Annotated in this window: 22 protein-coding genes and 3 pseudogenes; 12 read left to right on the top strand and 13 right to left on the bottom strand. The window is 60.3% G+C overall.

The window, feature by feature from the left end:
• Positions 1-500: 500 nt before the first annotated feature.
• Complete coding sequence (locus tag GTU76_RS23065) at positions 501-1460, top strand: nucleoside-specific channel-forming protein Tsx (RefSeq protein WP_016987339.1); 960 nt, start codon at positions 501-503, stop codon at positions 1458-1460.
• 15 nt (positions 1461-1475) lie between these two features.
• Entirely contained in the window at positions 1476-2498 is a 1023-nt protein-coding gene (locus tag GTU76_RS23060) for a purine-nucleoside phosphorylase (RefSeq protein ID WP_180699683.1), read from the top strand.
• A 124-nt stretch (positions 2499-2622) separates the two neighbouring features.
• On the opposite strand, the gene GTU76_RS23055 is transcribed toward GTU76_RS23060, so the two are convergent.
• The 3 genes from GTU76_RS23055 to GTU76_RS23045 form a co-directional block, all read right to left on the bottom strand.
• Positions 2623-3579, bottom strand: coding sequence for a quinone oxidoreductase family protein (locus GTU76_RS23055; RefSeq protein WP_180699682.1), 957 nt, complete (start codon positions 3577-3579; stop codon positions 2623-2625).
• A gap of 30 nt (positions 3580-3609) precedes the next feature.
• Positions 3610-3783, bottom strand: a complete 174-nt coding sequence (locus tag GTU76_RS23050) for a DUF1427 family protein (protein WP_007969534.1) — start codon at positions 3781-3783, stop codon at positions 3610-3612.
• A gap of 224 nt (positions 3784-4007) precedes the next feature.
• The gene (locus GTU76_RS23045; protein WP_049802091.1) at positions 4008-4790 is read right to left on the bottom strand and encodes an AraC family transcriptional regulator; all 783 of its coding nucleotides are present in this window, start codon (positions 4788-4790) and stop codon (positions 4008-4010) included.
• Between the two features lie 136 nt (positions 4791-4926).
• On the opposite strand from GTU76_RS23045, the gene GTU76_RS23040 reads away from it, so the two are divergent.
• Both GTU76_RS23040 and GTU76_RS23035 read left to right on the top strand, forming a co-directional pair.
• Positions 4927-5154: a DUF6555 family protein gene (locus GTU76_RS23040; protein ID WP_007919026.1), complete on the top strand. Its 228-nt coding sequence runs from the start codon at positions 4927-4929 to the stop codon at positions 5152-5154.
• A 39-nt stretch (positions 5155-5193) separates the two neighbouring features.
• Entirely contained in the window at positions 5194-5466 is a 273-nt protein-coding gene (locus GTU76_RS23035) for a hypothetical protein (RefSeq protein ID WP_016982824.1), read from the top strand.
• Positions 5467-5489: 23 nt separating this feature from the next.
• Here the strand turns inward: GTU76_RS23035 and GTU76_RS23030 are convergent, their stop codons facing one another.
• The 3 genes from GTU76_RS23030 to GTU76_RS23020 all read right to left on the bottom strand — a co-directional run bounded on the left by GTU76_RS23030 (position 5490) and on the right by GTU76_RS23020 (position 7673).
• Entirely contained in the window at positions 5490-5657 is a 168-nt protein-coding gene (locus GTU76_RS23030; RefSeq protein WP_016982823.1) for a metallothionein, read from the bottom strand.
• Between the two features lie 1074 nt (positions 5658-6731).
• Complete coding sequence (locus GTU76_RS23025) at positions 6732-7184, bottom strand: DMT family transporter (RefSeq protein ID WP_180699681.1); 453 nt, start codon at positions 7182-7184, stop codon at positions 6732-6734.
• Positions 7185-7187: 3 nt separating this feature from the next.
• Positions 7188-7673 carry a DMT family transporter gene (locus GTU76_RS23020; protein ID WP_095051024.1) on the bottom strand — a complete coding sequence of 162 codons (486 nt, stop codon included), beginning with the start codon at positions 7671-7673 and terminating at the stop codon, positions 7188-7190.
• Positions 7674-7786: 113 nt separating this feature from the next.
• On the opposite strand from GTU76_RS23020, the gene GTU76_RS23015 reads away from it, so the two are divergent.
• Positions 7787-8722, top strand: coding sequence for a LysR family transcriptional regulator (locus GTU76_RS23015; protein ID WP_150694531.1), 936 nt, complete (start codon positions 7787-7789; stop codon positions 8720-8722).
• A 207-nt stretch (positions 8723-8929) separates the two neighbouring features.
• Here GTU76_RS23015 and GTU76_RS30640 read toward each other — a convergent pair.
• From GTU76_RS30640 to GTU76_RS23005, 3 genes and pseudogenes are all read right to left on the bottom strand, one after another.
• Positions 8930-9523 (bottom strand): annotated as a pseudogene (locus GTU76_RS30640) (methyl-accepting chemotaxis protein); the annotation flags it as partial.
• 312 nt (positions 9524-9835) lie between these two features.
• A pseudogene (locus GTU76_RS30635) lies at positions 9836-10612 on the bottom strand (cache domain-containing protein); the annotation flags it as partial.
• Between the two features lie 198 nt (positions 10613-10810).
• On the bottom strand, positions 10811-12127 hold the full coding sequence (locus GTU76_RS23005; protein ID WP_175553753.1) for a Na+/H+ antiporter family protein: 1317 nt from the start codon (positions 12125-12127) through the stop codon (positions 10811-10813).
• Between GTU76_RS23005 and GTU76_RS30630 the strand changes: the two are divergent.
• Positions 12068-13672, top strand: a pseudogene (locus GTU76_RS30630) (methyl-accepting chemotaxis protein); the annotation flags it as partial. The gene GTU76_RS23005 and the pseudogene GTU76_RS30630 sit on opposite strands and share 60 nt — an antisense overlap.
• 102 nt (positions 13673-13774) lie before the next feature.
• The gene (locus GTU76_RS30625) at positions 13775-14530 is read left to right on the top strand and encodes a methyl-accepting chemotaxis protein (RefSeq protein ID WP_371044236.1); all 756 of its coding nucleotides are present in this window, start codon (positions 13775-13777) and stop codon (positions 14528-14530) included.
• A gap of 296 nt (positions 14531-14826) precedes the next feature.
• Here GTU76_RS30625 and GTU76_RS22995 read toward each other — a convergent pair whose 3' ends face one another.
• From GTU76_RS22995 to GTU76_RS22980, 4 genes are read right to left on the bottom strand one after another with little or no spacing between them, the layout of a single operon-like run.
• Positions 14827-16140, bottom strand: coding sequence for a sensor histidine kinase (locus GTU76_RS22995; RefSeq protein ID WP_016986296.1), 1314 nt, complete (start codon positions 16138-16140; stop codon positions 14827-14829).
• Entirely contained in the window at positions 16137-16805 is a 669-nt protein-coding gene (locus GTU76_RS22990) for a response regulator transcription factor (protein ID WP_016986295.1), read from the bottom strand. Before GTU76_RS22990 ends, GTU76_RS22995 begins: the two co-directional genes overlap by 4 nt.
• A gap of 3 nt (positions 16806-16808) precedes the next feature.
• The gene (locus GTU76_RS22985; RefSeq protein WP_064118601.1) at positions 16809-17120 is read right to left on the bottom strand and encodes a PepSY domain-containing protein; all 312 of its coding nucleotides are present in this window, start codon (positions 17118-17120) and stop codon (positions 16809-16811) included.
• Positions 17120-17428: a PepSY domain-containing protein gene (locus GTU76_RS22980; protein WP_016986293.1), complete on the bottom strand. Its 309-nt coding sequence runs from the start codon at positions 17426-17428 to the stop codon at positions 17120-17122. Before GTU76_RS22980 ends, GTU76_RS22985 begins: the two co-directional genes overlap by 1 nt.
• Before the next feature lie 244 nt (positions 17429-17672).
• Here GTU76_RS22980 and GTU76_RS22975 point away from each other — a divergent pair, with 244 nt between their 5' ends.
• The 5 genes from GTU76_RS22975 to codA all read left to right on the top strand — a co-directional run bounded on the left by GTU76_RS22975 (position 17673) and on the right by codA (position 22991).
• Positions 17673-18752, top strand: coding sequence for a patatin-like phospholipase family protein (locus GTU76_RS22975; RefSeq protein WP_180699679.1), 1080 nt, complete (start codon positions 17673-17675; stop codon positions 18750-18752).
• 85 nt (positions 18753-18837) lie between these two features.
• Entirely contained in the window at positions 18838-19194 is a 357-nt protein-coding gene (gene queD, locus GTU76_RS22970) for a 6-carboxytetrahydropterin synthase QueD (RefSeq protein WP_007915588.1), read from the top strand.
• 207 nt (positions 19195-19401) lie between these two features.
• Positions 19402-20214, top strand: coding sequence for an alpha/beta fold hydrolase (locus tag GTU76_RS22965; RefSeq protein WP_180699678.1), 813 nt, complete (start codon positions 19402-19404; stop codon positions 20212-20214).
• A gap of 241 nt (positions 20215-20455) precedes the next feature.
• Positions 20456-21727 carry a cytosine permease gene (gene codB / locus GTU76_RS22960; RefSeq protein ID WP_180699677.1) on the top strand — a complete coding sequence of 424 codons (1272 nt, stop codon included), beginning with the start codon at positions 20456-20458 and terminating at the stop codon, positions 21725-21727.
• A gap of 16 nt (positions 21728-21743) precedes the next feature.
• Positions 21744-22991, top strand: coding sequence for a cytosine deaminase (gene codA, locus GTU76_RS22955; RefSeq protein ID WP_180699676.1), 1248 nt, complete (start codon positions 21744-21746; stop codon positions 22989-22991).
• The last annotated feature ends 82 nt before the right edge of the window (positions 22992-23073 follow it).

Here is a 23073-nt window from a genome sequence, read left to right as displayed (position 1 = left end):
CGTGGCCAATTTCTTCCTTGAGCGCGCGAAGAGCCGTGCTTATTCCACACGCGAATCAAGACTGCGACGGTCATCACAAAACCGCGTTATTGGGGACAAAGCTAGTAGACGCCCGGCAATGGGGCACGGATTAAATGGTGTTAATACTTTAATACTAGAGGGGTCTGGGATCAGGGTTTCAGCCCGCAAGCGCTGGTCTTGAGGGCGATACAACACCTGTGGGAGCGAGCTTGCTCGCGAATGCGTTGTGTCAGCTTGCGGATACTTTTCTGATACCCCGCCTTCGCGAGCAAGCTCGCTCCCACAGGGAACTGTAGGGTCTGCAAACCCGCGCCTGACCGATCCATCAGGAAATACTGAAAAAGGACAGATTTTTCAGCCCATTGAAGGTTTTGGTACGCCTTGTGCAAACGTTTGCGTAACGTCGATACCAACGTTTTCGTAACAAAACCGTACAAGCCCACGGAACACGGGCCTCGATCCGCAAAAAAGGACTTTGAATGCACGCCGCCTCGCCTTTTCGCGCACCTTTTGCGCGCACGCTCGCTGTTTCCCTGCTACTGACTGGCGTTACCGGACTTCTCAGTCAAAGCGTTCTCGCGCAACCGGCGCCCGCCGAAGAATCCGCCCAGGGCGAAGCGCTCAGCCCGGAAGCGAGCCCGCCGAAAAAAGGCGCCTACCTGTCGGACTGGTACAACCAGGACCTGATGCTGATCGGCAGCAAAGACATCAGCTTCGGCCCGCAACCGGCCGACGACATCTATCTGGAATACGAGTACTTCGGCCGCAAAGGTCCGTTCGAACTGTACGGCTACATCGACATCCCGAAGATCTTCAACATCGGCAACAGCCACGACAAAGGCGTGTGGGATCACGGCTCGCCGGTGTTCATGGAACACGAACCGCGCATATCCATCGACTACCTCGCCGGCCGCAGCCTGGCCATCGGTCCATTCAAGGAATGGTATGTGGCGTTCGACTGGATCTACGACCACGGCAGCCGCAAAGAGAACCGCGCCAACACCCTCTACAGCGGTTTCGGCACCGACATCGATACGCACTCGCGGGTCAATCTGTCGGCCAACCTCTACGGTCGCTATCAGTGGGAAAACTACGGCGCCAGCAATGAATATTCCTGGGATGGCTATCGCGCGCAACTGAAGTACATCGTGCCGATCGACAAATTCAGCAACGGCGCATCGCTGACTTACATCGGCTTCACCAACTTCGATTTCGGCTCGGACATCCACAAGGACAACCCGGCGCGCACCGCCAATGCGACGGTGGCGACCAACGTCCTGCTCTACTCGTTCACGCACTTGCGCTTCACCCTGGTCGGCCGTTATTTCCACAACGGCGGCAACTGGGAAGACGGCAGCGAGCTGAATTTTGGCGACGGCAATTTCCGCGCGCGCTCCAACGGCTGGGGTTACTACGCCGGCGTCGGTTATCAGTTCTGAATCAAGGAGTTTTCCATGCAAACAATGATGCGTTTGACCCTGGCCGGTGCGGCCCTGCTCTCCTCCACCGCGTGGGCGGCCGAAGCACCGATTCAACCGAAAGTCATGCTGATCACCATGTTCGCCCCCGAGGCGCAGCATTGGATCGACCGCCTGCAACTGAAACAGGAAATCCGCGTGGCGGGCCTGTCCGCCGAGTACCCGAACATCCGCTGCAACGCGCAGCAGGTCTGCCTGCTGACCACCGGCATGGGCCAGACCAACGCCGCTGCCTCAACGCTGGCATTGGCCTTGTCGCCGAAATTCGACCTGCGCAAAAGCTACTTCCTGATCGCTGGCATTGCCGGGATCAGCCCGAAACACGGGACTATCGGCACCGCCGCATGGGCGCATTATCTGGTGGAGTTCGGCACGCAATGGGAGATCGATTCGCGGGATGCGCCGTCGACCTGGCCGACCGGCTACCTGGGCATCAACACCAAAGGCCCGGACGAAAAACCGCCGCTGGATTACAAGACCGAAGTCTTTGAACTCAACCCGAAACTGCAGGCCAAGGCGTTCGCCCTGAGCCATAAAGTCGAACTGAGCGAAAGCAAGGAGTCCGCTGCGTGGCGCCTGAAATACCCGGCGGCCCCGGCCAACCAGCCACCGGTGGTTACCCGTTGCGACACACTGGCCGGCAACACCTGGTTTTCCGGCACGCGCCTGAGCGAACGGGCCGAGGTCTGGACCAAACTGCTGACCGACAACAAGGGCGAATATTGCACGACGCAACAGGAAGACAACTCGACCTATGAGGCGTTGCTGCGTGCCGGTCGTGAAGGTCTGGTCGATGTGCAACGTCTGGCCGTAGTGCGCGCCGGCTCCGACTTTGACCGCCCGGAGCCGGGTGGCAGTGAAGTGGACAACCTGCTCAAGTACGCCGATCAGGGCGGTTTTGTGCCGGCGCTGGAGAACCTCTATCGCGCGGGTAATCCGCTGGTGCAGGACATCCTGAAGAACTGGTCGGCGTGGGAAAACGGCGTCCCGCAATCCTGAGCTCGACACAGTAAAAAATGTGGGAGCGAGCCTGCTCGCGAAGAGGCTGTGTCAGTCGATGTAGATATTGGCTGACAGACCGCTTTCGCGAGCAGGCTCGCTCCCACAGGTTTTTTGCGGTGTATCAGGGAATGAGGATGACCTTGTCACCGCTGCCCTGATTCACATCCGCATAACGCTGAAGACCATCAGCCAACGGCGCCTCGACCAACCCTTGCGGCAACGGCAGCGAGCCTTCATCGAAGAACCGCCCGAACTGCTCGAGCATCGCCGCACACGCTTCAACTCCATACAACAACGAATTGATCCCGACCACCGAACCACCCTTGCGATACAGCGCCAGTGCCGGCAATTGCACATGCCCGTCCACCGGCGCGGCGATGATCGCGATCCGGCCGAAGCTAGCCAATGCCGCCACCGACGCCGGCAGCCAGAAACCAGTGGTGTCGAAGATCACATCGGCGCCGCCGCGATACACCGCATTGACTTGCGCACCGAGGTCTTCGGGTTTATCCAGCTGAATCGTCTGATAACCCTGCGCTTGCAGCTCCACCACTTGCTCCGGGCGCCGCGCCGCCGCCAGCAACTGCGCGCCACGCACTTTTGCCAGAGCCAATGCCGCCGTGGCCACCGCACCCCCACCGATCACCAGCAAACGTGTTTCAGCCGTTACCAGACTGCGTTCCAAAGCATCCCACGCCGTCGTGTACGGCACGCCGAGGCTGGCGGCCTGAGTAAAACTCAGGTGCGACGGTTTGTGTGCGACGCCATTGGCTGGCAGTTTGACGAATTGCGCGTGAGTGCCGTCGGCGAAAAAGCCCAGCTCACGGCCGGTGCCCCAGACCTCCTGACCGATCAACGCCTGCGGGCCTTCGACGACGACGCCGGCGAAATCGCGACCGGGAATTCGCGGCAGCGTGGTGTAGGGAAAACGGCCGAGGACGTTTTTCACATCGCTGGGATTCAGGCCGGCAGCCTTGATCTGTACCAGCACTTCGTCAGCGCCGGGTACCGGGGTCGGCACCTCGACACAGCGCAAGGAAGACAGGTCGCCGGTTTTATCGAATTGCAGTGCTTTCATGGGGACATCCACCAAAGGAAAAGAGGAAATTCAGGACAACCAACCCGCGACCAGCTGTCGGCCCATCGGCCACAACTGTTCACCGGCCAACATGCCGAGCAAACCCACCAACGCGATGGCCGGTGGCGCCGGAGAACGGAAATCCAGCGCGCCGTACAACAGGCCGACGCCCAGACCGATGGCCAGCGAAATCAGGTAGTTCATGGGGAGGAACTCCGCCGTTTGAAGGGAATGGGCAGAGTCTAGGGAATCGGCAGGTGCGGTATCGGCCAAGGACTTCTGAATTTCGGACAAGTATCGGATGCACACCACAAAACCCTGTGGGAGCGAGCCTGCTCGCGAATGCGGTGTGTCAGTGAAGGATGAGTCAGCTGATCCACCGCATTCGCGAGCAGGCTCGCTCCCACATTGGATCTGCGCTGGTTTGATTAATCCTGTTCCACTATGAATTGCGAGGGGGCGATACCCAATTCGCGGCGAAACATGTCGCTGAAACTACTGGGTGAATAGCCGAGCTCCCGAGCAATCACACTCACCGCCACCCCCTGAATCAACTCCGCCACCGCCGTCGCCAGCTGCACCTGCCGCCGCCACTCGGCGAAGCCCATGCCAAGGCTGTCCTTGAACAACCGCGCCAGCGTGCGCACGCTGGCTCCGGCATTTTCCGCATGCTGCTCGAACGGAATCTCCAGCGACGGCGCCGCCATCACTGCCTGACATAGATTCATCAAGCGCCGGTCGGAGTCGTCCGGCATCGGGATCTTCAACTGCGAACGCCGTGCGCGTTTCAGCTCCAGCAAGGCCAACCCGACCAGTGCCTCGTAATACGCCGGATCACCGCTATCACCCTGCCCCACCAGCCCGACAATCAACTCGCGCAGCAGACCGCCGACCTCGATCACCTGCACAGTCTGATCCAGCGTCGCCGCCAGCGCCGGGCGCAGGTAGATATTGCGCATCTGCAGATCCGACACCACGCGGATCCCGTGCGGCACGCCCGGCGGCAACCACACCGCGCGCTGCGGCGGTACCACCAACGCCTCGTGCGGGGTTTCGACCCACATCACCCCGCTCATCGCATACAGCAACTGCCCCCAGACATGCTCGTGCGGCTCGATAAACAAGCCGCGCGGATAGGTACGCGCCAGCGGCTGCACGGGCACATCGGTATCACTGAGATCGGGGGGCGTGGCGAGGGCCATGGCGAGCATTCATTGGGCTTGGCGGGAACGCCATGGTAACCAGTGCGCCACAGCGTCGCCAACGATAGATACCGTCGGACAATCCGAGTGAATTTTCCCGATGCGCCGCGATCCCTCTATTACCACAGGGAGGAATACGGGCTTTATGAACAACGCAAAACTCTATGTCATCGAATACACCCTTCACGGCACGCCCAAGTCGTTCATTATCCGCTCGGACAAAATGGACAACACCGAGGCGTGGCATTGGGCGAGTTGCGACGCCGGGGTCGGCCGCATCCCGCGCTTTGGCCGTGAGAAGGTGCAGAAGACCAGCAAACCGATGGCGGAAAAATTCGGCGTGGAAAACGTCGTGTGGCGACCGACCAGCTAAGCTCTGCCTGGCGATCGGCATCATTCGGGGGAATGCATCATGAGCAACATCATCAGCCCGGCGCATCTGGACTACGGCCTTGATACGTTGTTCGGGCGTATCACCAAAAGCGTGGACTGCCGCGTTGGGCTGGAGGCGGTCGCGGATGATCCGTTTTGCTTTGCCTTGCGTGTGCCGGCGCCGCTGCCGGAAGACCTCGACCAGGCGAAAACCGTGGTGGTCAGGGTTGAAGGGCGAAGGCTGCAAGGTACGGTAAGGCATGCAGAGCGGCTGGATGATGAGAGCCTGAAACTGGAAGTGGAGCCTGATTAGGCTCCACTTTTTTATGCGTGCTGTTATTTCGGATGGGCGCAATGGCAGCCTTTGCTTGAACATTCTTCGCCACTTTTGTGGTGGTGGGCGCAGGCTTCGCAGCAATAGTGTTTGCCGTGGACGGCGTAGGAATGATCGCCTTCCTTGATCGTGCATTTGCAGTTGGGGCAGTCGCATTTTCTATCGGGCATGGGACAGACTCCTTGGGTGGGGGTTGTCTGGGGCTTGAAGGGCAAGCCTTGATAACCAGTGTAGGAGCTGCCGCAGGCTGCGATCTTTTGATTTTGTTTGGGATTGGGATTGGGATTGGGATTGGGGGCATATCCGTTGCTGTGGGTGTTGCCGCTGGCGGTTTCGCTCTTACAGCGAGTCACCTTTTCCAAACGCCGAAAAGGTAACCCAAAAGGCTTTGCCCCGGCGTACGGCACTTCGCTGAGGCTCAGTGTTCCCTCGCTACGGTGTCCATCCGGGGGCATCGCCTACGGTTTGCTTCGCTGCACCTCCTCTCGATGTGTGCGGCTTCGCCGCACGGCGCTGCGCGCCTAACCCCCGGATGAACACCTACGCTCGGCCTGCCGAAGGGGCAAAAAATCAAAAGCCGAAGCAAGATCAAGAGCCAGATCAAGAGCCCCCCACCCTAGCCCTCTCCCAGAGGGAGAGGGGACTGAACGTGGTGTTTGGATAAGCTACGCCGACGTGCGATACCGTGTTGAACTCAGGTTTTGAAACAGATCAAAAGCCCCTCACCCTAGCCCTCTCCCGGAGGGAGAGGGGACTGACCGAGTTGTTTGGGAGAGCTACGCCGACGTGAAATACCGCGTTGAACTCAGATTTTGAACGGCCCAAAAATCGGCTCCCTCTCCCTCGGGAGAGGGCTGGGCGGGCGGCGTTCCGATGAGGGGCAAACACACCACAAATCAAAAGCCGAACACCCGCTCTTCACCACTCAATAGGATGAGCGTTAGCTCGGCTGCAGCTCTTGATCTGTAAGGCGACGTCGGAAGGCTGAGTGGAGGGATTGATCCGGGCGTGGGAGCGCAGCGACCGTTTGGCGCAGCCAAACACAGCGAGAGTAGGTGCAGCGAAGCAAACCGGAGACGCTGCGCCCGGATCGATCCCGCAGCGAAGGGACCCCGAGCTCCAGCGAGCGGGCCGCACGTAGGAGCAAGCCTTTTGGGTTACCTTTTCGGCGTTTGGAAAAGGTGACCCGCCGTCAGGGCGGAACCCTAATCAGCAACACCCGCAGCAACGGATATGCACTCAACTCACCCAGCCTGACGCGAACTCCTATACATAAACACCAAAGCCACCCCCAAACACACCATCGCCAAAATCCGCGAACCAGACAGCTCAATCGCCGGATTCCCCAACCAGCCAAAATTATCAATCAACATCCCCATCCCCAACTGCCCGACAATCACCGCCACCGTCGCCACAGCCGTCCCCACCACCGGCACCGCCCCGACCATCACCATCATGTACACCACGCCAAACAACGCCCCGGTCAACTGCCACTTCGGCACATCCAACAGGCTCACCGCATGGGCCGGCTCAAAAAACAAAATCAACAACCCCGTCGTCACAGCACCTACAACAAAGGTCAGCAAACTACTGCGCAACACCCCTACGCTCTCGCCCAAACGCCCATTGATCGCCGCCTGCACACTCAACACCGCACCGGCCAACACCACCACCGCCAACAAAATAACCAGACTCATCACTCACCCCCGCGCAATCAAAACCAAAGCCGCCACAATCAACCCCAACGCCAGCCACCGCTCGGCGTTGACCTTCTTGCGCGTCGCCCCGAACCAGCCGAAATGGTCAATCAACACACTCTTGCCAACCTGCCCGGACAGAATCGCAATCATCGTCATGGCAATGCCGATATGCGGTGTCGCCAACGTCAGCACCACCACATACATCGGCCCCAGAAACCCGCCGATCAACTGCCAGCGCGGCAGATCGGTCAGTGCCGGGCCTTTTTGCGGGCCGGCAAACAGCAGCAGCAAAAACAGAATCGCCGAACCCACCCCAAAGATGCTCAAGGTTGCCCACAGATGTCCGACCTGCACACCCAACGGCCCAAGCAATCCGGCCTCCACCGACAAGCCCATCCCCGCGAGGATCACCAGCGGCAGCAACAACAAGCGCAATCCGGATTTCGTCGCCGGCGCGCTAACGCTCACCTCATCCAACGTCTGCATAAACAACATTCCACTCAAGTAAACGATGGCGCGGATTATCGGCTGGCGAAGCTGTGCGATAAATGGGAGCATCCGGACAACACTTTTGCGCAATACGCACAGCAGGACGCATCATGCACGGGCTCAATGAACTCGGATTCAAGGCACTCAGGCTGTTTGTGGCAGTGCTCGATCACGGCAGCTTCTCCGAAGTGGCCCGTCGCGAAGGTGTGGCACCCTCCTCGATCTCCCGGCAGATCCAGTTGATGGAGCAGGCGTTGAACCAGCAATTGCTCTACCGCCACACTCGCGCAGTGACGCCGACCGAAGCCGGGCGCATGCTCGGTCACCATGCGCGGCTGGTGCTGGTGCAACTGGAAGAAGCCGAACAGGCGTTGCAGGAACAGCAAAGCGAACCCACCGGTCTGGTGCGGATCAACGCCCCGGTGGTGTTCGGCCAACGGCATCTGACGCCGTGGCTGGGCCAGTTGTGTGCGCGTTATCCGAAGCTGCAACTGGATATCCAGCAGACCGACCATTACGTCGACCCGTTGCAGGAAGGCGCGGACTTGCTGTTCCGCATCGGTCCATTACACGACTCAAGCATGCAGGCGCGGATTCTGGCGCCGCATCGCTTTCAGGTCGCGGCCAGTCCGGCGTATCTCAAGCGCCACGGGACGCCGCACAAACCCGAAGATCTGGCGCAACACCAATGCCTGGCCTACAAAGGCGCGACCGGCCAGCAGCGCTGGTTTTTCCGTCGTGATGGTGAGGAATGGACGCCGTACTCGGTGAAAGGCCCGATCACTGGCAACCACGCCGACACCCTTACCCAAGCCGCCGAGCAAGGCCTGGGGCTGGTGATGTTTCCGTCGTGGCTGATTGGCGAAGCGGTACGCGACGGCACGCTGGTGCCGGTGCTGGGGGAGTATCAGGTGTCGAACAGCCTGGAGCCGCAGCAGATTGCGGTGTTGTGGCCGGGGAGCCGCAGGTTGTCGGTGAAGGTGCGGACGGTGATTGATTTCTTTGTCGAATGCTTCGGCGAAGTGCCGTACTGGGATCGTCCCTGAAAGCTGAAAATCAAAAGCCCCTCACCCTAGCCCTCTCCCGGAGGGAGAGGGGACTGATTGGGGGATATTGCAGGCATGCACTGACCTGAAAGCTCTGCTGTGAATCCATAATCGACTCGATTTCTCAGGTCGATGGATGACACAAGACACCTCGGTCAGTCCCCTCTCCCTCCGGGAGAGGGTTAGGGTGAGGGGCTTCTCAAGCGGTCAAATACGGAACTGACCCACGAGTTTGCCCAGGCGCTGCCCCAGCTCCGCCAAACTACGCGAAGTCTGTGCACCCAGCTGCGTCTCATCGGCCACGCTGTCCACCGCCACCGCAATCTGATGCACGCTGCGATTGATCTCTTCCGCCACCGCCGTCTGCTCTTCCGCCGCACTGGCAATCTGCGCGTTCATCGAGTTGATCGTCGCGATCAGTTCGGCCATCGCATCCAGCGAAGCCCCGGCCTGATTGGCTTGCTGTGAAGTGCCGTCACCCGCTTCGCTGGAACGGCGCATCGCCTCGACCGCCGATTGCGTGCCCGCCTGCAAACGATCGATCATGCCCTGAATTTCCTGGGTACTGATCTGCGTACGACTGGCCAATGCCCGCACCTCATCCGCCACCACGGCAAAGCCGCGTCCGGCCTCGCCAGCGCGCGCCGCTTCGATCGCGGCGTTCAGCGCCAGCAGGTTGGTCTGCTCGGCAATCGAGCGGATCACTCCGAGCACGCCGACAATCGAGGTCACGTCCTGCTGCAGGCTGTCGAGTGACACGCCGCTGCTGCGGATGTCATCGACCAGCGCATGGATCTGTTTGATGCTGCCGGCCACCACGCGCTTGGCACTCTGGCCCTCTTCATCAGTCTGCTGGGCGGCGACGGCGGCGTTCTGCGCGCTTTTGGCGACTTCCTGTGCGGCGGCGGACATTTCGTTGATCGCGGTAGCGACCTGATCAGTCTCATGGCGCTGACGCTCCATCGCCTGATCCGAACGCTGGGCCTGATCGGACACTTGCGTCACCAGCCCGGTCAGTTGCGTGGTCATCTCGGTGATCTGCCGCACCAGGCCATGGATCTTGTCGACGAAGCGGTTGAACGAGCCGGCCAGTTCGCCGAGTTCGTCCTGGCTGGTGATATTCAGTCGACGGGTCAGATCGCCCTCGCCTGCCGCGATGTCATCGAGGTTGGCTTTCATCAGGGTCAGCGGACGCAAAATGGTATTGGCCAGCAGCATTCCCGCCGCCGCAATCACCAACAACACCACCACCGCAACGCCGACGATGCTCAGCACCACGCCTTGCATACGCTCCTGTACCTGCGCTTCGACCAACGCCACTTGCGCTTCGATGCCGTCGAGGTTGACCGAAGTACCGACTGCCATGTCCCACTTCGCCAGATATTCGGTGTAACCGAGTTTCGGCACCAACACCTGCGCATTGCCCGGCAGCGGCGAGCTGTATTGCAGATAGTGCGTGCCGTCCTTCGCCACACTGACCAGGCCGCGGTTGACGTAAACGCCGTTCGGGTCGCGGTTGTCTTTGAAGCTTTTGCCCACGCCTTCCGGGTCGTTGGCCTTGAACAGGCGCACGGTCTCGGAGTCGTAGCCGAAGAAGTAGCCGTCCTTGCCGTAGCGAATGCCCGAAAGCAGTTTGATCGCTTGCGCCCGCGCCTCGTTGTCACCCGGCGCCGCGGCGTCGTACAGCGGTTTGATCGTGGTCATGGCCACGGCGACATAACTTTGCAGGGTCGCTTTGGCATCGCCGAGCAGGCGCTCGCGGGTCTGTTCGACCTCTTTGTGCGCCTGTTCCTGGAGGATGAACAGCGTGGTCAGGCTGATGACCAGGGCAAAGAGCAACACCGGGAGAACGGCGAGGGAGAGGACTTTAGCCTTGAGGCTCAGGCGCATTGTGGGAGCTCACTCTTTTGATTTTATTGGCGTGGTTAAAGGCTTTAACGGCACGCCATCACAAAAGTTGAGCAAAGGGATTACCCCATTCCCCTGTGGGAGCGAGCTTGCTCGCGAAGGCGTCGTGTCAGTCAACCATTAAGTCGCTGATACACCGCTTTCGCGAGCAAGCTTGCTCCCACAGGAGATCGGCGGGGTTCAGAGGACCATCGCGGCCACCCAGCCGAACGCCAGCAACGGCAAGTTATAGTGCAGGAACGTCGGCACCACGGTGTCCCAGATGTGGTGATGCTGGCCGTCGATGTTCAGGCCGGAGGTCGGCCCGAGGGTCGAATCCGAGGCCGGCGAACCGGCATCACCCAACGCGCCGGCGGTGCCGACGATGCACACGATCGCAATCGGGCTGAACCCGAGTTGCACGCACAAAGGCACAAAGATCGCCGCCAGGATCGGCACGGTAGAAAACGACGAACCGATGCCCATGGTCACCAGCAACCCGACCAGCAGCATCAACAACGCACCGATGCCCTTGCTGTGATTGATCCACGACGCCGAAGATTCAACCAGCGTCTGCACTTCGCCAGTGGCCTTCATCACTTCGGCAAACCCGGACGCGGCGATCATGATGAAGCCAATCATCGCCATCATTTTCATGCCTTCGGTGAACAGGTCATCGGTCTCGCGCCATTTCACGATGCCCGATACCGAGAAGATCAGAAAACCGACCAGTGCCCCGATAATCATCGAGTCCAGCAGCAGCTGCACAATGAAGGCGGCGGCAATCGCCACACCGGCAATCATCAGGCTCAGCGGGTTGTACTGCACCGCCACTTGCTCGACCTGCTCGATCTTCGCCAGGTCGTACACGCGCCGTTTGCGATAAGTGATGAACGCCATCGCCAGGCCGAAGACCATGCCCAGCGCCGGAATGCCCATGGCGTGGGTAACGTTGATGCCGCTGATGTCGACGCCACTGCGCGCAACATTCGCCAACAAAATCTCATTGAGGAAGATGTTGCCGAAACCCACCGGCAGAAACATGTACGGCGTGATCAGGCCGAACGTCATGACGCAGGCGATCAAGCGACGGTCGAGTTGCAGCTTGGTCAGTACATAGAGAAGTGGCGGCACCAGCAGCGGAATGAACGCAATGTGGATCGGCAGGATGTTCTGCGAAGCGATCGCCACGACCCACAGCAAGCCGATCAGCAGCCATTTGACGCTGCCACCGCCGGTCGCATGTTGACGGTCAACCATCGCCAGCGCCTTGTCGGCCAAGGCATGGGCCAGGCCTGACTTGGCAATCGCCACAGCGAAAGCGCCGAGCAACGCGTAGGACAGCGCCACCGTGGCACCGCCGCCCAGGCCGCTGTTGAAGGCCTTGAGTGTGGCATCGATGCCCAGACCACCGGTCAGGCCGCCAACCAGCGCACCAACGATCAGAGCGATCACCACATGCACGCGGGACAGGCTGAGCACCAGCATGACGCCGACCGCCGCTATGACTGCATTCATTTCACTTCCTCGAAAAACACTGCGGTGGAAAACCGACCGCCAGACAGAATGAGTCCGCCAAAGCTTAACCGGCGGATTTGCAAAGAGGGTCTTATTAGAAGGGCGCGCACTGTGCCGCAGAGTGGTCGCAGTGTCAAAGTGAGCCGGCGATTTCGGGTGCGGCAATCCGCCATATTGTGTTTCAAGGATAAAGAAAGCCGAAACACGGCCGTTACAGTGCAAAGTCTCAGATATTTATCGAATAAGGACGTCTCCATGTCGCTCAGACAACTTTCCATCCAATGGAAAATCACCCTGCTCGCCGGCCTGTGCCTGGCCGGTATCGTGACCCTGTTGGTGGGTCTTTCGCTGTATCGCATGGAGCACAGTTCCGAACTGGTGAAAGCTTCGAGCATGGAAATGCTCACTGAGTCGGCGCAGGCACGCATCGAATCGCAAGGTGAAGTGCAGGCCGCCGGTATCCGCCAGCAGTTCATGGACGCTTATCAGTACGGCCATGGCTTCTCGCGGCAGGTGTTGTTCCTGCGCGAGCAGGCCGAGAAGCGCTTTCTCGATGCCTTCGATCTGCGCGAAGACATGACCCGACAGGTCAAATCGGCGCTGCAAGCCAACCCGGATCTGCTCGGCCTGTCGTTGGTGTTCGAAGCCAATGCACTGGACGGCAAAGACGAACTGTTCGCCGGTCAGTCTGAACTGGGCAGCAACGACAAGGGCCGCTTCGCCCTGTACTGGTCGCAACCAACACCGGGCAAGGTCACCTCGATGGCCCTGCCGGAAAGCGACATGGCCGACACCAGCACCGGCCCCAGCGGCCAAGCGGCCAATGCCTGGTTCACCTGCCCGCGCGCCACGCTCAAGCCATGCGTGATCGAACCGTACTTCTATGTGATCGACGGACAGAAGGTGCTGATGACCAGCATCGTCTTCCCGTTGATGGTCAACGGCAAAGTCATCGCCTCGCTGTCGGTCGACATCAACCTCAACAGCCTGCAAGCGATCAGCCAGGGCGCGAGCAAAAAGCTCTACGACGGCCAGACCGCCGTGAGCATCATCAGCCCCGCCGGCCTGCTCGCCGGGTACAGCCCGGATGCCGGCAAACTCAGCCAGCGTCTGGATGCTGTCGACAAAATCAGCGGCGCCGAACTGCTGAGCAAGCTCGCCTCAAGCACCAGCGTGAGCAGCCTGCACAGCAACGGCCAGTTGAAAGTGCTGTCGCCGTTCCAGCCGATTCCGGGTGGTCCGTCGTGGGGCGTCTTGCTCGATGTGCCAGAGAAAGTCCTGGTCAGCCGCGCCGAAGCGCTCAAACAACAACTGGACGCGAGCAACACCTCCGGCACGCTGATCGAATTGAGTCTCGGCGTGCTGGCCGCGTTGATCGGCCTGCTGCTGGTGTGGCTGATGGCGCGCAGCGTGACCAAACCGATCCTCGGCGTGGCGCACATGCTCGAAGACATCGCCAGCGGTGAAGGCGATCTGACCCGCCGTCTGGCCTATGACAAGAAGGACGAACTGGGTCAGTTGGCCGGTTGGTTCAACAAATTCCTCGACAAGTTGCAGCCGATCATCGCCGAGGTGAAACGTTCGGTGCAGGATGCGCGCAACACTGCCGACCAGTCCTCAGCGATTGCCACCCAGACCAGCGCCGGCATGGAGCAGCAATACCGCCAGGTCGATCAGGTTGCCACGGCCTCCCACGAAATGAGCGCCACCGCGCAAGACGTCGCCCGCAGCGCCGCGCAGGCTGCCGAAGCCGCCAAGGATGCTGATCGCGCCACCCGCCAGGGCCTGACCGTGATCGACCGCACCACCGCCAGCATCGACACCCTCGCCGCTGACATGAGCGCAGCGATGGTGCAAGTTGAAGGTCTGGCGGCGAATAGCGAGAAGATCGGCGCCGTGCTGGAAACCATCCGCGCCATCGCCGAACAGACCAACCTGCTGGCGCTCAACGCTGCGATCGAAGCGGCGCGTGCCGGTGAGGCCGGACGTGGCTTTGCCGTGGTTGCCGACGAAGTCCGTAACCTCGCCCGCCGCACACAGGAGTCGGTGGAAGAAACCCGTCAGGTCATCGAGCAGTTGCAGAGCGGTACCCAGGATGTGGTCGGGTCGATGGGCAACAGCCATCGTCAGGCTCAGGGTAGCGTTGAACAGGTTGGCCAAGCGGTGACTGCGCTGCGCCAGATTGGCGATGCGGTGACGGTGATCAGCGACATGAACCTGCAGATTGCCAGCGCGGCGGAAGAGCAGAGCGCGGTGGCCGAGGAGATCAATAACAACGTGGCGACGATCCGTGATGTAACGGAGTCGTTGTCCGGGCAGGCGAATGAGTCGGCGCGGGTGAGTCAGTCGCTCAATAGTCTGGCGAATCAGCAGCAGAGTTTGATGGATCAGTTTCGGGTTTGATTCAAGATTGGAGGGTGTCAGGTAAATCCTTACCCCCTCACCCCAGCCCTCTCCCCCAAGGGGGCGAGGGGGAAAGGGAGCCGATCTCCACGCCATTCAAAACCTGAGTTCGACTCGATTTTCCAGATCCCGGTAACGCTTTCAAAACCTGAGTTCGGCTCGGTATTTCAGATCACGGGAAGGCTTTCAAACCCTGAGCTCGACTCGGTATCTCACGTCGGCGTACCTCTCCCAAACAACGCGGTCAGTCCCCTCTCCCTCCGGGAGAGGGTTAGGGTGAGGGGCTTCTAAAAGGCTCACCGCCGAGGCAACTCGATCACCACCTTCAACCCGCCCCACTCACTCTCGCCCAACACCAGCAACCCGCCCCAGGTCTCGACAATGTCGCGGACAATCCCCAGCCCCAGGCCATGCCCGTGGGTCTGCTCATCCAGCCGCGTCCCCCGGCTGAACACCTCAGTGCGCTGTTCTTCGGGAATCCCCGGGCCGTCATCTTCCACGCTCAGGGCAAAGCCATCCGCGCGCTCGATCACGCTGAGGCGCACCTCGGCATCCGCCCACTTGCAAGCGTTGTCCAAAAGATTGCCGAGCAACTCGAGCAAATCCTCCCGATCCCACGGCAGTTGCAACCCCGCCGGCGCGACATAACTCAAGGCCAGATGCTCGCCATGAATCATGTTCAACGTGGCGAGCAACCCCGGCAGTTCCGCATCGCAATCAAACAGCGCGCCCGGTAACGCATCCCCGGACAGTCGCGCACGGTTCAATTCACGATTGAGCCGCTGCTGCACCTGCTCCAGCTGTTCCTTGAGCACCTTGCGCAACTCTGGATGAGCATCGAGTTTTTCGCTTGAGGCCAAGCTCAACAACACCGCCAACGGCGTTTTCAAGGCGTGTCCCAAGTTGCCCAAGGCATTGCGTGAGCGCTTGAGGCTGTCTTCGGTGTGTGCGAGCAAATGGTTGATCTGCGCCACCAATGGCTCCAGCTCCACCGGCACCTGATCATCCAGCTGTGAACGCTGGCCCTGCTGCAATTGCGCGATCTGTTCGCGAGCCCTTTCCAGCGGTTTCAACGCACGGCGCACGGTCAAGCGCTGCAAGAACAGAATCAACAGCAACGCCGCCAGACCGAGGCCGAGGCCGATCTGGCGCATGCGCTGAAAGCTCTCGCGCACGGGCGTGTAATCCTGGGCGACGCTGATCGAGATCGACTGACCCAAGCGTCGATAGTCCGAACGCAGCACCAGCAATTGCTGGCCGTCCGGGCCCAGTTGCAGATTGCTGTGCAGACCGGGATGGTCAAGCAACGGCAGATCCTGATCCCACAGCGAGCGCGAACGCCAATGGCTGTCGGCGAAATCGATGCGGAAATAATGCCCGGAAAACGGTCGCTGATAGGCCGGCGACAAATGCCGCTCATCCAATTGCAAACCCTGCGGGCCACGCACCAGCGCCACCAATAGACTTTCGCTGTCGTTGCGCAGACCGGCTTCGAGATAACGCTGTAAACCCACTTCGAACAACCACAGGCTGGTTTGCGCGACCACCACACCGACGACCACCATCACGCTGATCAAACCCAGGCTCAAGCGGCGCTGGATCGACCTCACGAAGCTTGTCCGCCAAACAGGTAACCCTGACCGCGACGGGTTTCGATCACGCTTTTGCCGAGCTTGCGCCGCAGGTGATTGACATGCACTTCGAGGACGTTGGAATCGCGCTCGGTCTCACCATCGTAGAGGTGTTCGGCGAGGTGGCTTTTGGAGAGGATCTGCTCCGGGTGCAGCATGAAATAGCGCAACAGGCGGAATTCGGCGGCGGTCAGTTGAATGTCGGCACCGTCGCGCACCACACACTGGCGGCCCTCGTCCAGATGCAGTCCGGCAGCCTGCAATGTCGGCTGATTGGACTGGCCTTTGGAGCGGCGCAACAGCGATTGAATGCGCAGTTGCAGCTCTTCGGGGTGGAACGGTTTGGTCAGGTAATCATCGGCGCCGGCCTTCAGGCCTTCGATGCGCTCGGCCCAGGAATCGCGCGCCGTGAGGATCAGCACCGGGATCGCCAGACCGCCGGCGCGCCACTGCGCCAGCACTTCAAGCCCCGGCACGCCGGGCAGGCCGAGGTCGAGAATGATCAGGTCATAGGGCTCACTGCTGCCCTGATACAGCGCATCACGACCGTCCGCCAGCCAATCCACAGCGTAGCCTTGGCGTTGCAGGCCGGCGAGCAGTTCGTCGGCCAGCGGTACATGGTCTTCCACCAATAGCAAACGCATCGATCAATCTTCCTTGTCTTTCACAAGTTCGCCGGTATCGGCCTTCAAGTGCAGCTCACGGGCGACACCTTCGACGGTCAGCAACTCGACTTCATAAATGTAGACGTCGTGTTTTTCTTCCAGCTCGACTTCCAGCAGTTTTGCGCCGGGATAGCGGTCCATCGCCTGCTGCAGCACTTGCTCCAGCGGCAGGATCACGCCCTGCTTGCGCAGATTCAGGGCTTCGTCCGGACCGAGGTCGCGGGCCATCGCCGTCGAGCAACACATCACCAGCGCCAACGCCGTGCGGCGAGTGGCGCGAACATTAACCTTCATTACGTATCCTGATGATCCTTGAGAACCTGCCCAGTCACCGCGTCTAATTCCAGATCCCACTCCTGCCCCTGCGGATCGCGCATTTCGATCTGGTAGATGTACTTGCCATACTGCTCTTCCAGCTCGGTGTCGGTGATCGTCGAACCCGGGTGTTTGGCCAACGCGGTGGCGTTGAGCTTCTCGAAGGAGACGATAGTACCAGCGTCGCGCAGACGCAGGGCTTCGTCAGGGCCGAGATCGCGGGCGTGGGCGAGGCTGGCAGTGAAACCGATGATCGAGGCAATGGACAGGGCAGTCAGGGTTTTCATGGTGTCTCCGTATTTTTATGTGTTGCTTCACGGTGGGCACCTTAGCGGGATGAACTTAACTGAAACTGAATTGCCATCATTGCCCCAGCTCAACATAGGCCCCCCTGTGGGAGCGAGCTTGCTCGCGAATGCGGTGTATCAGACACATCATCGTTGACTGACCCTACGCTTTCGCGAACAAGCTCGCTCCCACAGGGGACATCATCGTTCTATAATCCTTCGCTTGCTAACGATCGAGACCGGTATGACCGCCATCCACATCAAATTCCCCGCCCTCACCCTCAAGGCCGGCCCACGCGCGATGGCGCGTATTCGTGCGCAAGGCCTGGATGCCGCCGACGTCGGCACCCTGCCCGGCGCTGCCGGTGGGCCAAAGGCGTTGGGGATTCAGGGGCTGGATCTGGCATTGTTCGGCGAATGGCTGCCGAGCGCACCGCGTGAGCGCTCGCTGATTGGCGCCTCGGTTGGTTCCTGGCGCTTCGCCAGTGCCTGTTTGCCGGACGCCGCCGAAGGCATCCGCCGTCTTGGCCATCTGTACGCCGAGCAGAACTTCAACAAAGGCGTGACCATGGCCGAGATCAGTCAGAGCTCGCAGCGCATGCTCAATGACCTGCTCGATGGCCGCGACGCGAGCATCCTCGATAACGCGCATTACCGTCTGAACATCATGGTGGTGAAAAGTCAGGGGCGTCTGGCCGATGATCATCGCGGGCGCTTGGGTCTGGCGCTGGGCTCGGTGATCGCCGACAACCTGCGCGGCCGCGCACGGCTGTCGCGGCACTTCGAACGGCTGATCATCCACGACCCGCGTCTGGCCCCACCGGTCAATGCGATGAACGATTTCCCGTCACGCTTCGTTGCGCTGAATGCCGGCAATCTGCGCCAAGCGTTATTGGCCTCGGGGTCGATACCGATGGTCATGGAAGGTGTGCGCGACCTGCCGGGCGCCGGTGCCGGCACTTTCCGCGACGGTGGTCTGCTCGACTATCATCTGGACCTGCCCTACAGCGGTGACGGCATCGTGCTCTATCCGCACTTCACTGATCGGGTGATTCCCGGCTGGTTCGACAAGACCCTGCCGTGGCGCAAGGCCTCGGTGGAGCGCCTGCAGGACGTGCTGTTGCTCGCGCCGTCGAAGGAGTATCTGGCGCGCCTTCCCTTCGGCAAACTGCCCGACCGCAATGACTTCAAGCGCTTTATGGGGGATGCGCCGGGCCGGCAGAAATACTGGCACGCGGCGATGGAAGAGAGCCGCCGCCTCGGCGACGAATTCCTTGAACTGACTGCCAATGGTCGCCTCGCCGAGCGCTTGCTGACCCTTTAGTCAGCACGGCCAAACACAAGCTGGTAAACTCGCCGCCTGCCCGAATCGCTGCGGCGAACACCATCTGAACAGAGCCGAAAATACCGTGGAAATCTTCAAGGAATTTACTTTCGAATCCGCCCACCGCCTGCCGCACGTCCCGGACGGCCACAAGTGCGGACGTCTGCACGGTCACTCGTTCAAAGTGGCGCTTCACCTCAGCGGCGACCTCGATCCGCACACCGGCTGGATCCGCGATTTCTCCGAGATCAAAGCGATCTTCAAGCCGCTGTACGAGCGTCTCGATCACAACTATCTGAATGACATTCCCGGCCTGGAAAACCCGACCAGCGAAGTGCTGGCCAAATTCATCTGGAATGAAATGAAGCCGTTGCTGCCGGAATTGAGCGCGATCCGGATTCACGAGACGTGCACCAGCGGTTGCATCTATCGCGGTGAGTAATGCAGAGATTACTGAAGACCATTGTGGGAGCGAGCTTGCTCGCGAATGCGGTTTGCAAGTGAAATAAATATTGACTGACACAATGCCTTCGCGAGCAAGCTCGCTCCCACAGGGATAGGCGGCGTGTCAGTGAATGAATAAACAGCCTTCACGGCTGTTTTTTTACGCCTATGCTTTTTGGCTCCCACCCGCCAAGAGGACAGGCCCATGACAGACTGGCTGCTGGATCAGGTCTTTGACTTCAACGGGCACCACATTCGTTACGCCGTGCGCGGCGACGGCCCGCCGCTGGTGTTCGTGCATGGCACGCCGTTTTCGTCGTACGTATGGCATCGGATCGCGCCGCATTTTTTCGCCACGCATCGCGTGCATTACTTCGATCTGCTGGGCTACGGGCGCTCCGAGCAACCCGACGCCGACGTCTCCCTCGGCGTGCAAAACCAACTGCTGGCGCAGTTGCTCGAGCATTGGAATATTGCAAACCCCGACGTCGTCGCTCATGACTTCGGCGGCGCCACCGTGCTGCGCGCACACCTGCTCAACGGCAAGGATTACCGCAGCCTGACGCTGATCGATCCGGTGGCGCTGACGCCGTGGGGTTCGCCGTTCGTGCAACATGTACGTCAGCATGAAGCGGCGTTCAGTGGCCTGCCCGATTACATCCAGCGCGCCATCGTGCCAACCTATATTCGCGGGGCGATTCACCGGGATATTCCTGACGACGAACTCGCTCCCTACGTGCAACCGTGGCTCGGCGATCCGGGACAAGCGGCGTTCTATCGGCAGATTGCGCAGATGGACGAGCGCTACACCCGCGAGGCCGAACCGCTGTACCCGACGATCCGCTGCCCGGTGCAGATTCTCTGGGGTGAAGACGATCAGTGGATACCCATCGAACGTGGCCGTGCGTTACAGCAAATGATCCCGGGGTCACGATTCCACCCGATTGCCAACGCCGGTCATCTCGTCCAGGAAGACGCCCCCGAAGCCATCGTCGCCGCCCTGCTGCGCTTCCTCTGAGCCAACACCTATCCACCTGTAGGAGCTGCCGAAGGCTGCGATCTTTTGATTTTGCTTTTTAAAACAAGATCAAAAGATCGCAGCCTTCGGCAGCTCCTACATTGGGGCTCCGGTGTATTCAGGTGCACTGTTTTCGCGCTTGCCGACGCGACTCGTCTATACATAACCCGCGCCATCCGGCGTTTGGCACGACCACTGCAACCCTCCCCCGCGTCTCCTCTATTCCAGCAAGGACCGCCCCATGACGCAGAACGATCCCGGCAACGATTACCCCCTCAGCGAAGTGCCGATGCATGCACGCAAAGGTCTGGCCTCCACGGCCATGGTCTTGCTCGGTTTCACGTTTTTCACCGCGACCATGTTTGCCGGCGGCAAGCTCGGCGTGGCGTTCAGTTTCGGCGAGATGATGGCGGTGATCGTCGTCGGCAACCTGCTGCTGGGTTTGTATGCGGCAGGACTGGGCTACATCGCCTTCAAAAGCGGCCTCAACTCGGTACTGATGGGCCGTTTCTGTTTCGGCGAAGTCGGCAGCAAGCTCAGTGACCTGATCCTTGGTTTCACCCAGATCGGCTGGTATGCCTGGGGCACGGCGACGGCTGCCGTTGTGATCGGTAAATATTTCGATCTCGACGAAGGCACGGTGCTCGGCCTGATGGTGCTGTTCGGCCTGCTGTTCTGCGCCACGGCCTATGTCGGTTATCGCGGGCTGGAAATTCTGTCGTACATCGCCGTGCCAGCGATGATGTTGCTGCTGATGCTATCGATGTGGGTGGCGACGGTGAAAGTCGGCGGTTTCGAAGGTTTGCTCAGCGTGGTGCCGAGCGGTTCGCTGGACTGGTCGACCGCGATCACCCTGGTGTTCGGCACCTTCGTCAGCGGCGCGACGCAAGCGACCAACTGGACGCGTTTCTCACGCTCGGCCCGGGTCGCAGTGCTGGCCAGCCTGATCGGTTTCTTCATCGGCAATGGCCTGATGGTGCTGATCGGCGCGTACGGCGCCATCGTCTATCAGCAACCGGACGTGGTTGAAGTGCTGCTGTTGCAAGGTTTCGCCATGGCCGCGATGGCCATGCTGTTGCTGAACATCTGGAGCACTCAGGACAACACCATCTACAACTTCGCCGTCGCCGGTTGCAACCTGCTGCGCACCGGTCGGCGTAAAACCGTGACCCTCGCCGGCGCGGTGATCGGCACCCTGCTCGCTCTGCTGGGCATGTACGACATGCTCGTGCCATATCTGATTCTGCTCGGCACGGTGATTCCACCGATTGGCGGGGTGATCATGGCCGACTTTTTCTACCGCTGGCGCGGGCACTATCCGCGTCTGGCCGACGCACGGTTGCCGGCGTTCAACTGGCCGGGGCTCGGGGCCTATGCGGTCGGCACCATCGCCGCGTTCAGCTCGCCGTGGATCGCGCCGCTGGTAGGCATCGCCGCTGCCGCGCTAACGTATGTCATCGTCACCGGCGTGCTCGGCGCTCGCAGCGCGACCGCGCCACTACAAGACCTATAAAAAAAGGATTCGCCTGATGCACATCATCAACGCCCGTTTGCGCAACCAGGAAGGTTTGCACGAATTGCACCTTGAAGACGGTCTGATCCGCAACATCGCCCGCCAGACCGAAGCGCCGACACTCGGCCCGGATGACCTCGACGCCGGCGGCAATCTGGTGGTGCCGCCCTTCGTCGAACCGCACATTCACCTCGACGCCACCCTCACCGCCGGCGAGCCGCGCTGGAACATGAGCGGCACGCTGTTCGAAGGCATCGAGTGCTGGGGCGAGCGCAAGGTCACCATCACCGAAGAAGACACCAAGACCCGCGCGAAAAAAACCATTCAGACGCTGGCCGCCCACGGCATCCAGCACGTGCGCACCCACGTCGACGTCACCGACCCGCAACTCACCGCGCTCAAAGCCATGCTCGAAGTGCGCGAGGAAAGCCGTCACCTCATCGACCTGCAAATCGTCGCGTTTCCGCAGGAAGGCATCGAGTCGTTCCGCAACGGTCGCGAGCTGATGGAAGAAGCGATTCGCATGGGCGCCGACGTGGTCGGCGGCATTCCGCATTTCGAGTACACCCGCGATCAGGGCGTCAGTTCGGTGAAGTTTCTGATGGATCTGGCTGAGCGCACCGGTTGTCTGGTCGACGTGCATTGCGACGAAACCGACGACCCGCACTCACGCTTTCTTGAAGTACTCGCCGAAGAAGCACGCAGCCGCGACATGGGCGCCCTCGTCACCGCCAGCCACACCACAGCGATGGGCTCTTATGACAACGCCTACTGCGCAAAACTGTTCCGCCTGCTCGGTCATTCCGGAATCAGTTTTGTCTCCTGCCCAACCGAAAGCATCCACCTGCAAGGACGCTTCGACAACTTCCCGAAACGCCGTGGCGTGACCCGCGTGAATGAGCTGCTCGAAGCCGGGATGAACGTGTGTTTCGGCCAGGATTCCATCGTCGACCCTTGGTATCCGCTGGGCAACGGCAATATCCTGCGGGTGCTCGAAGCGGGGCTGCACATCTGCCACATGCTCGGTTATCGCAACCTGCAAAGTGCGCTGGACCTGGTCACCGACAACAGCGCCAAAGCCATGCATCTGGGTGAGCGCTATGGCCTGGAACAGGGGCGTCCGGCGAATCTGCTGATTCTGTCGGCGGACAGTGATTACGAGGTCATTCGCAGCCAAGGCTTGCCGTTGTATTCGATTCGCAGCGGCAAGGTGTTGATGAAACGGCAAATGCCGGTGGTGGAATTTGCCCCGCAACTGATCTGAACGAACCTACAAAATAAGCCCGAAAACCACCTCTTTTCGGGCTTGACTGATGGCACATCGCCAAGAAACATTCTGAATCACT

The sequence above is a fragment of the Pseudomonas crudilactis genome (assembly GCF_013433315.1).
Lineage (GTDB): Bacteria > Pseudomonadota > Gammaproteobacteria > Pseudomonadales > Pseudomonadaceae > Aquipseudomonas > Aquipseudomonas crudilactis.
Note: the sequence above shows the minus strand (reverse complement) of the source record. Positions and strands in the feature narration are given on the sequence as shown.

What these genes read in the sequence shown, in the direction of transcription:
- GTU76_RS23065 (WP_016987339.1), top strand. Translation starts at nt 501, where the DNA reads ATGCACGCCGCCTCGCCTTTTCGCGCACCTTTTGCGCGCACGCTCGCT.
- GTU76_RS23060 (WP_180699683.1), top strand. Translation starts at nt 1,476, where the DNA reads ATGCAAACAATGATGCGTTTGACCCTGGCCGGTGCGGCCCTGCTCTCC.
- GTU76_RS23055 (WP_180699682.1), bottom strand. Translation starts at nt 3,579, where the DNA reads ATGAAAGCACTGCAATTCGATAAAACCGGCGACCTGTCTTCCTTGCGC.
- GTU76_RS23050 (WP_007969534.1), bottom strand. Translation starts at nt 3,783, where the DNA reads ATGAACTACCTGATTTCGCTGGCCATCGGTCTGGGCGTCGGCCTGTTG.
- GTU76_RS23045 (WP_049802091.1), bottom strand. Translation starts at nt 4,790, where the DNA reads ATGCTCGCCATGGCCCTCGCCACGCCCCCCGATCTCAGTGATACCGAT.
- GTU76_RS23040 (WP_007919026.1), top strand. Translation starts at nt 4,927, where the DNA reads ATGAACAACGCAAAACTCTATGTCATCGAATACACCCTTCACGGCACG.
- GTU76_RS23035 (WP_016982824.1), top strand. Translation starts at nt 5,194, where the DNA reads ATGAGCAACATCATCAGCCCGGCGCATCTGGACTACGGCCTTGATACG.
- GTU76_RS23030 (WP_016982823.1), bottom strand. Translation starts at nt 5,657, where the DNA reads ATGCCCGATAGAAAATGCGACTGCCCCAACTGCAAATGCACGATCAAG.
- GTU76_RS23025 (WP_180699681.1), bottom strand. Translation starts at nt 7,184, where the DNA reads ATGAGTCTGGTTATTTTGTTGGCGGTGGTGGTGTTGGCCGGTGCGGTG.
- GTU76_RS23020 (WP_095051024.1), bottom strand. Translation starts at nt 7,673, where the DNA reads ATGCAGACGTTGGATGAGGTGAGCGTTAGCGCGCCGGCGACGAAATCC.
- GTU76_RS23015 (WP_150694531.1), top strand. Translation starts at nt 7,787, where the DNA reads ATGCACGGGCTCAATGAACTCGGATTCAAGGCACTCAGGCTGTTTGTG.
- GTU76_RS23005 (WP_175553753.1), bottom strand. Translation starts at nt 12,127, where the DNA reads ATGAATGCAGTCATAGCGGCGGTCGGCGTCATGCTGGTGCTCAGCCTG.
- GTU76_RS30625 (WP_371044236.1), top strand. Translation starts at nt 13,775, where the DNA reads ATGGAGCAGCAATACCGCCAGGTCGATCAGGTTGCCACGGCCTCCCAC.
- GTU76_RS22990 (WP_016986295.1), bottom strand. Translation starts at nt 16,805, where the DNA reads ATGCGTTTGCTATTGGTGGAAGACCATGTACCGCTGGCCGACGAACTG.
- GTU76_RS22985 (WP_064118601.1), bottom strand. Translation starts at nt 17,120, where the DNA reads ATGAAGGTTAATGTTCGCGCCACTCGCCGCACGGCGTTGGCGCTGGTG.
- GTU76_RS22980 (WP_016986293.1), bottom strand. Translation starts at nt 17,428, where the DNA reads ATGAAAACCCTGACTGCCCTGTCCATTGCCTCGATCATCGGTTTCACT.
- GTU76_RS22975 (WP_180699679.1), top strand. Translation starts at nt 17,673, where the DNA reads ATGACCGCCATCCACATCAAATTCCCCGCCCTCACCCTCAAGGCCGGC.
- GTU76_RS22965 (WP_180699678.1), top strand. Translation starts at nt 19,402, where the DNA reads ATGACAGACTGGCTGCTGGATCAGGTCTTTGACTTCAACGGGCACCAC.
- codB (WP_180699677.1), top strand. Translation starts at nt 20,456, where the DNA reads ATGACGCAGAACGATCCCGGCAACGATTACCCCCTCAGCGAAGTGCCG.
- codA (WP_180699676.1), top strand. Translation starts at nt 21,744, where the DNA reads ATGCACATCATCAACGCCCGTTTGCGCAACCAGGAAGGTTTGCACGAA.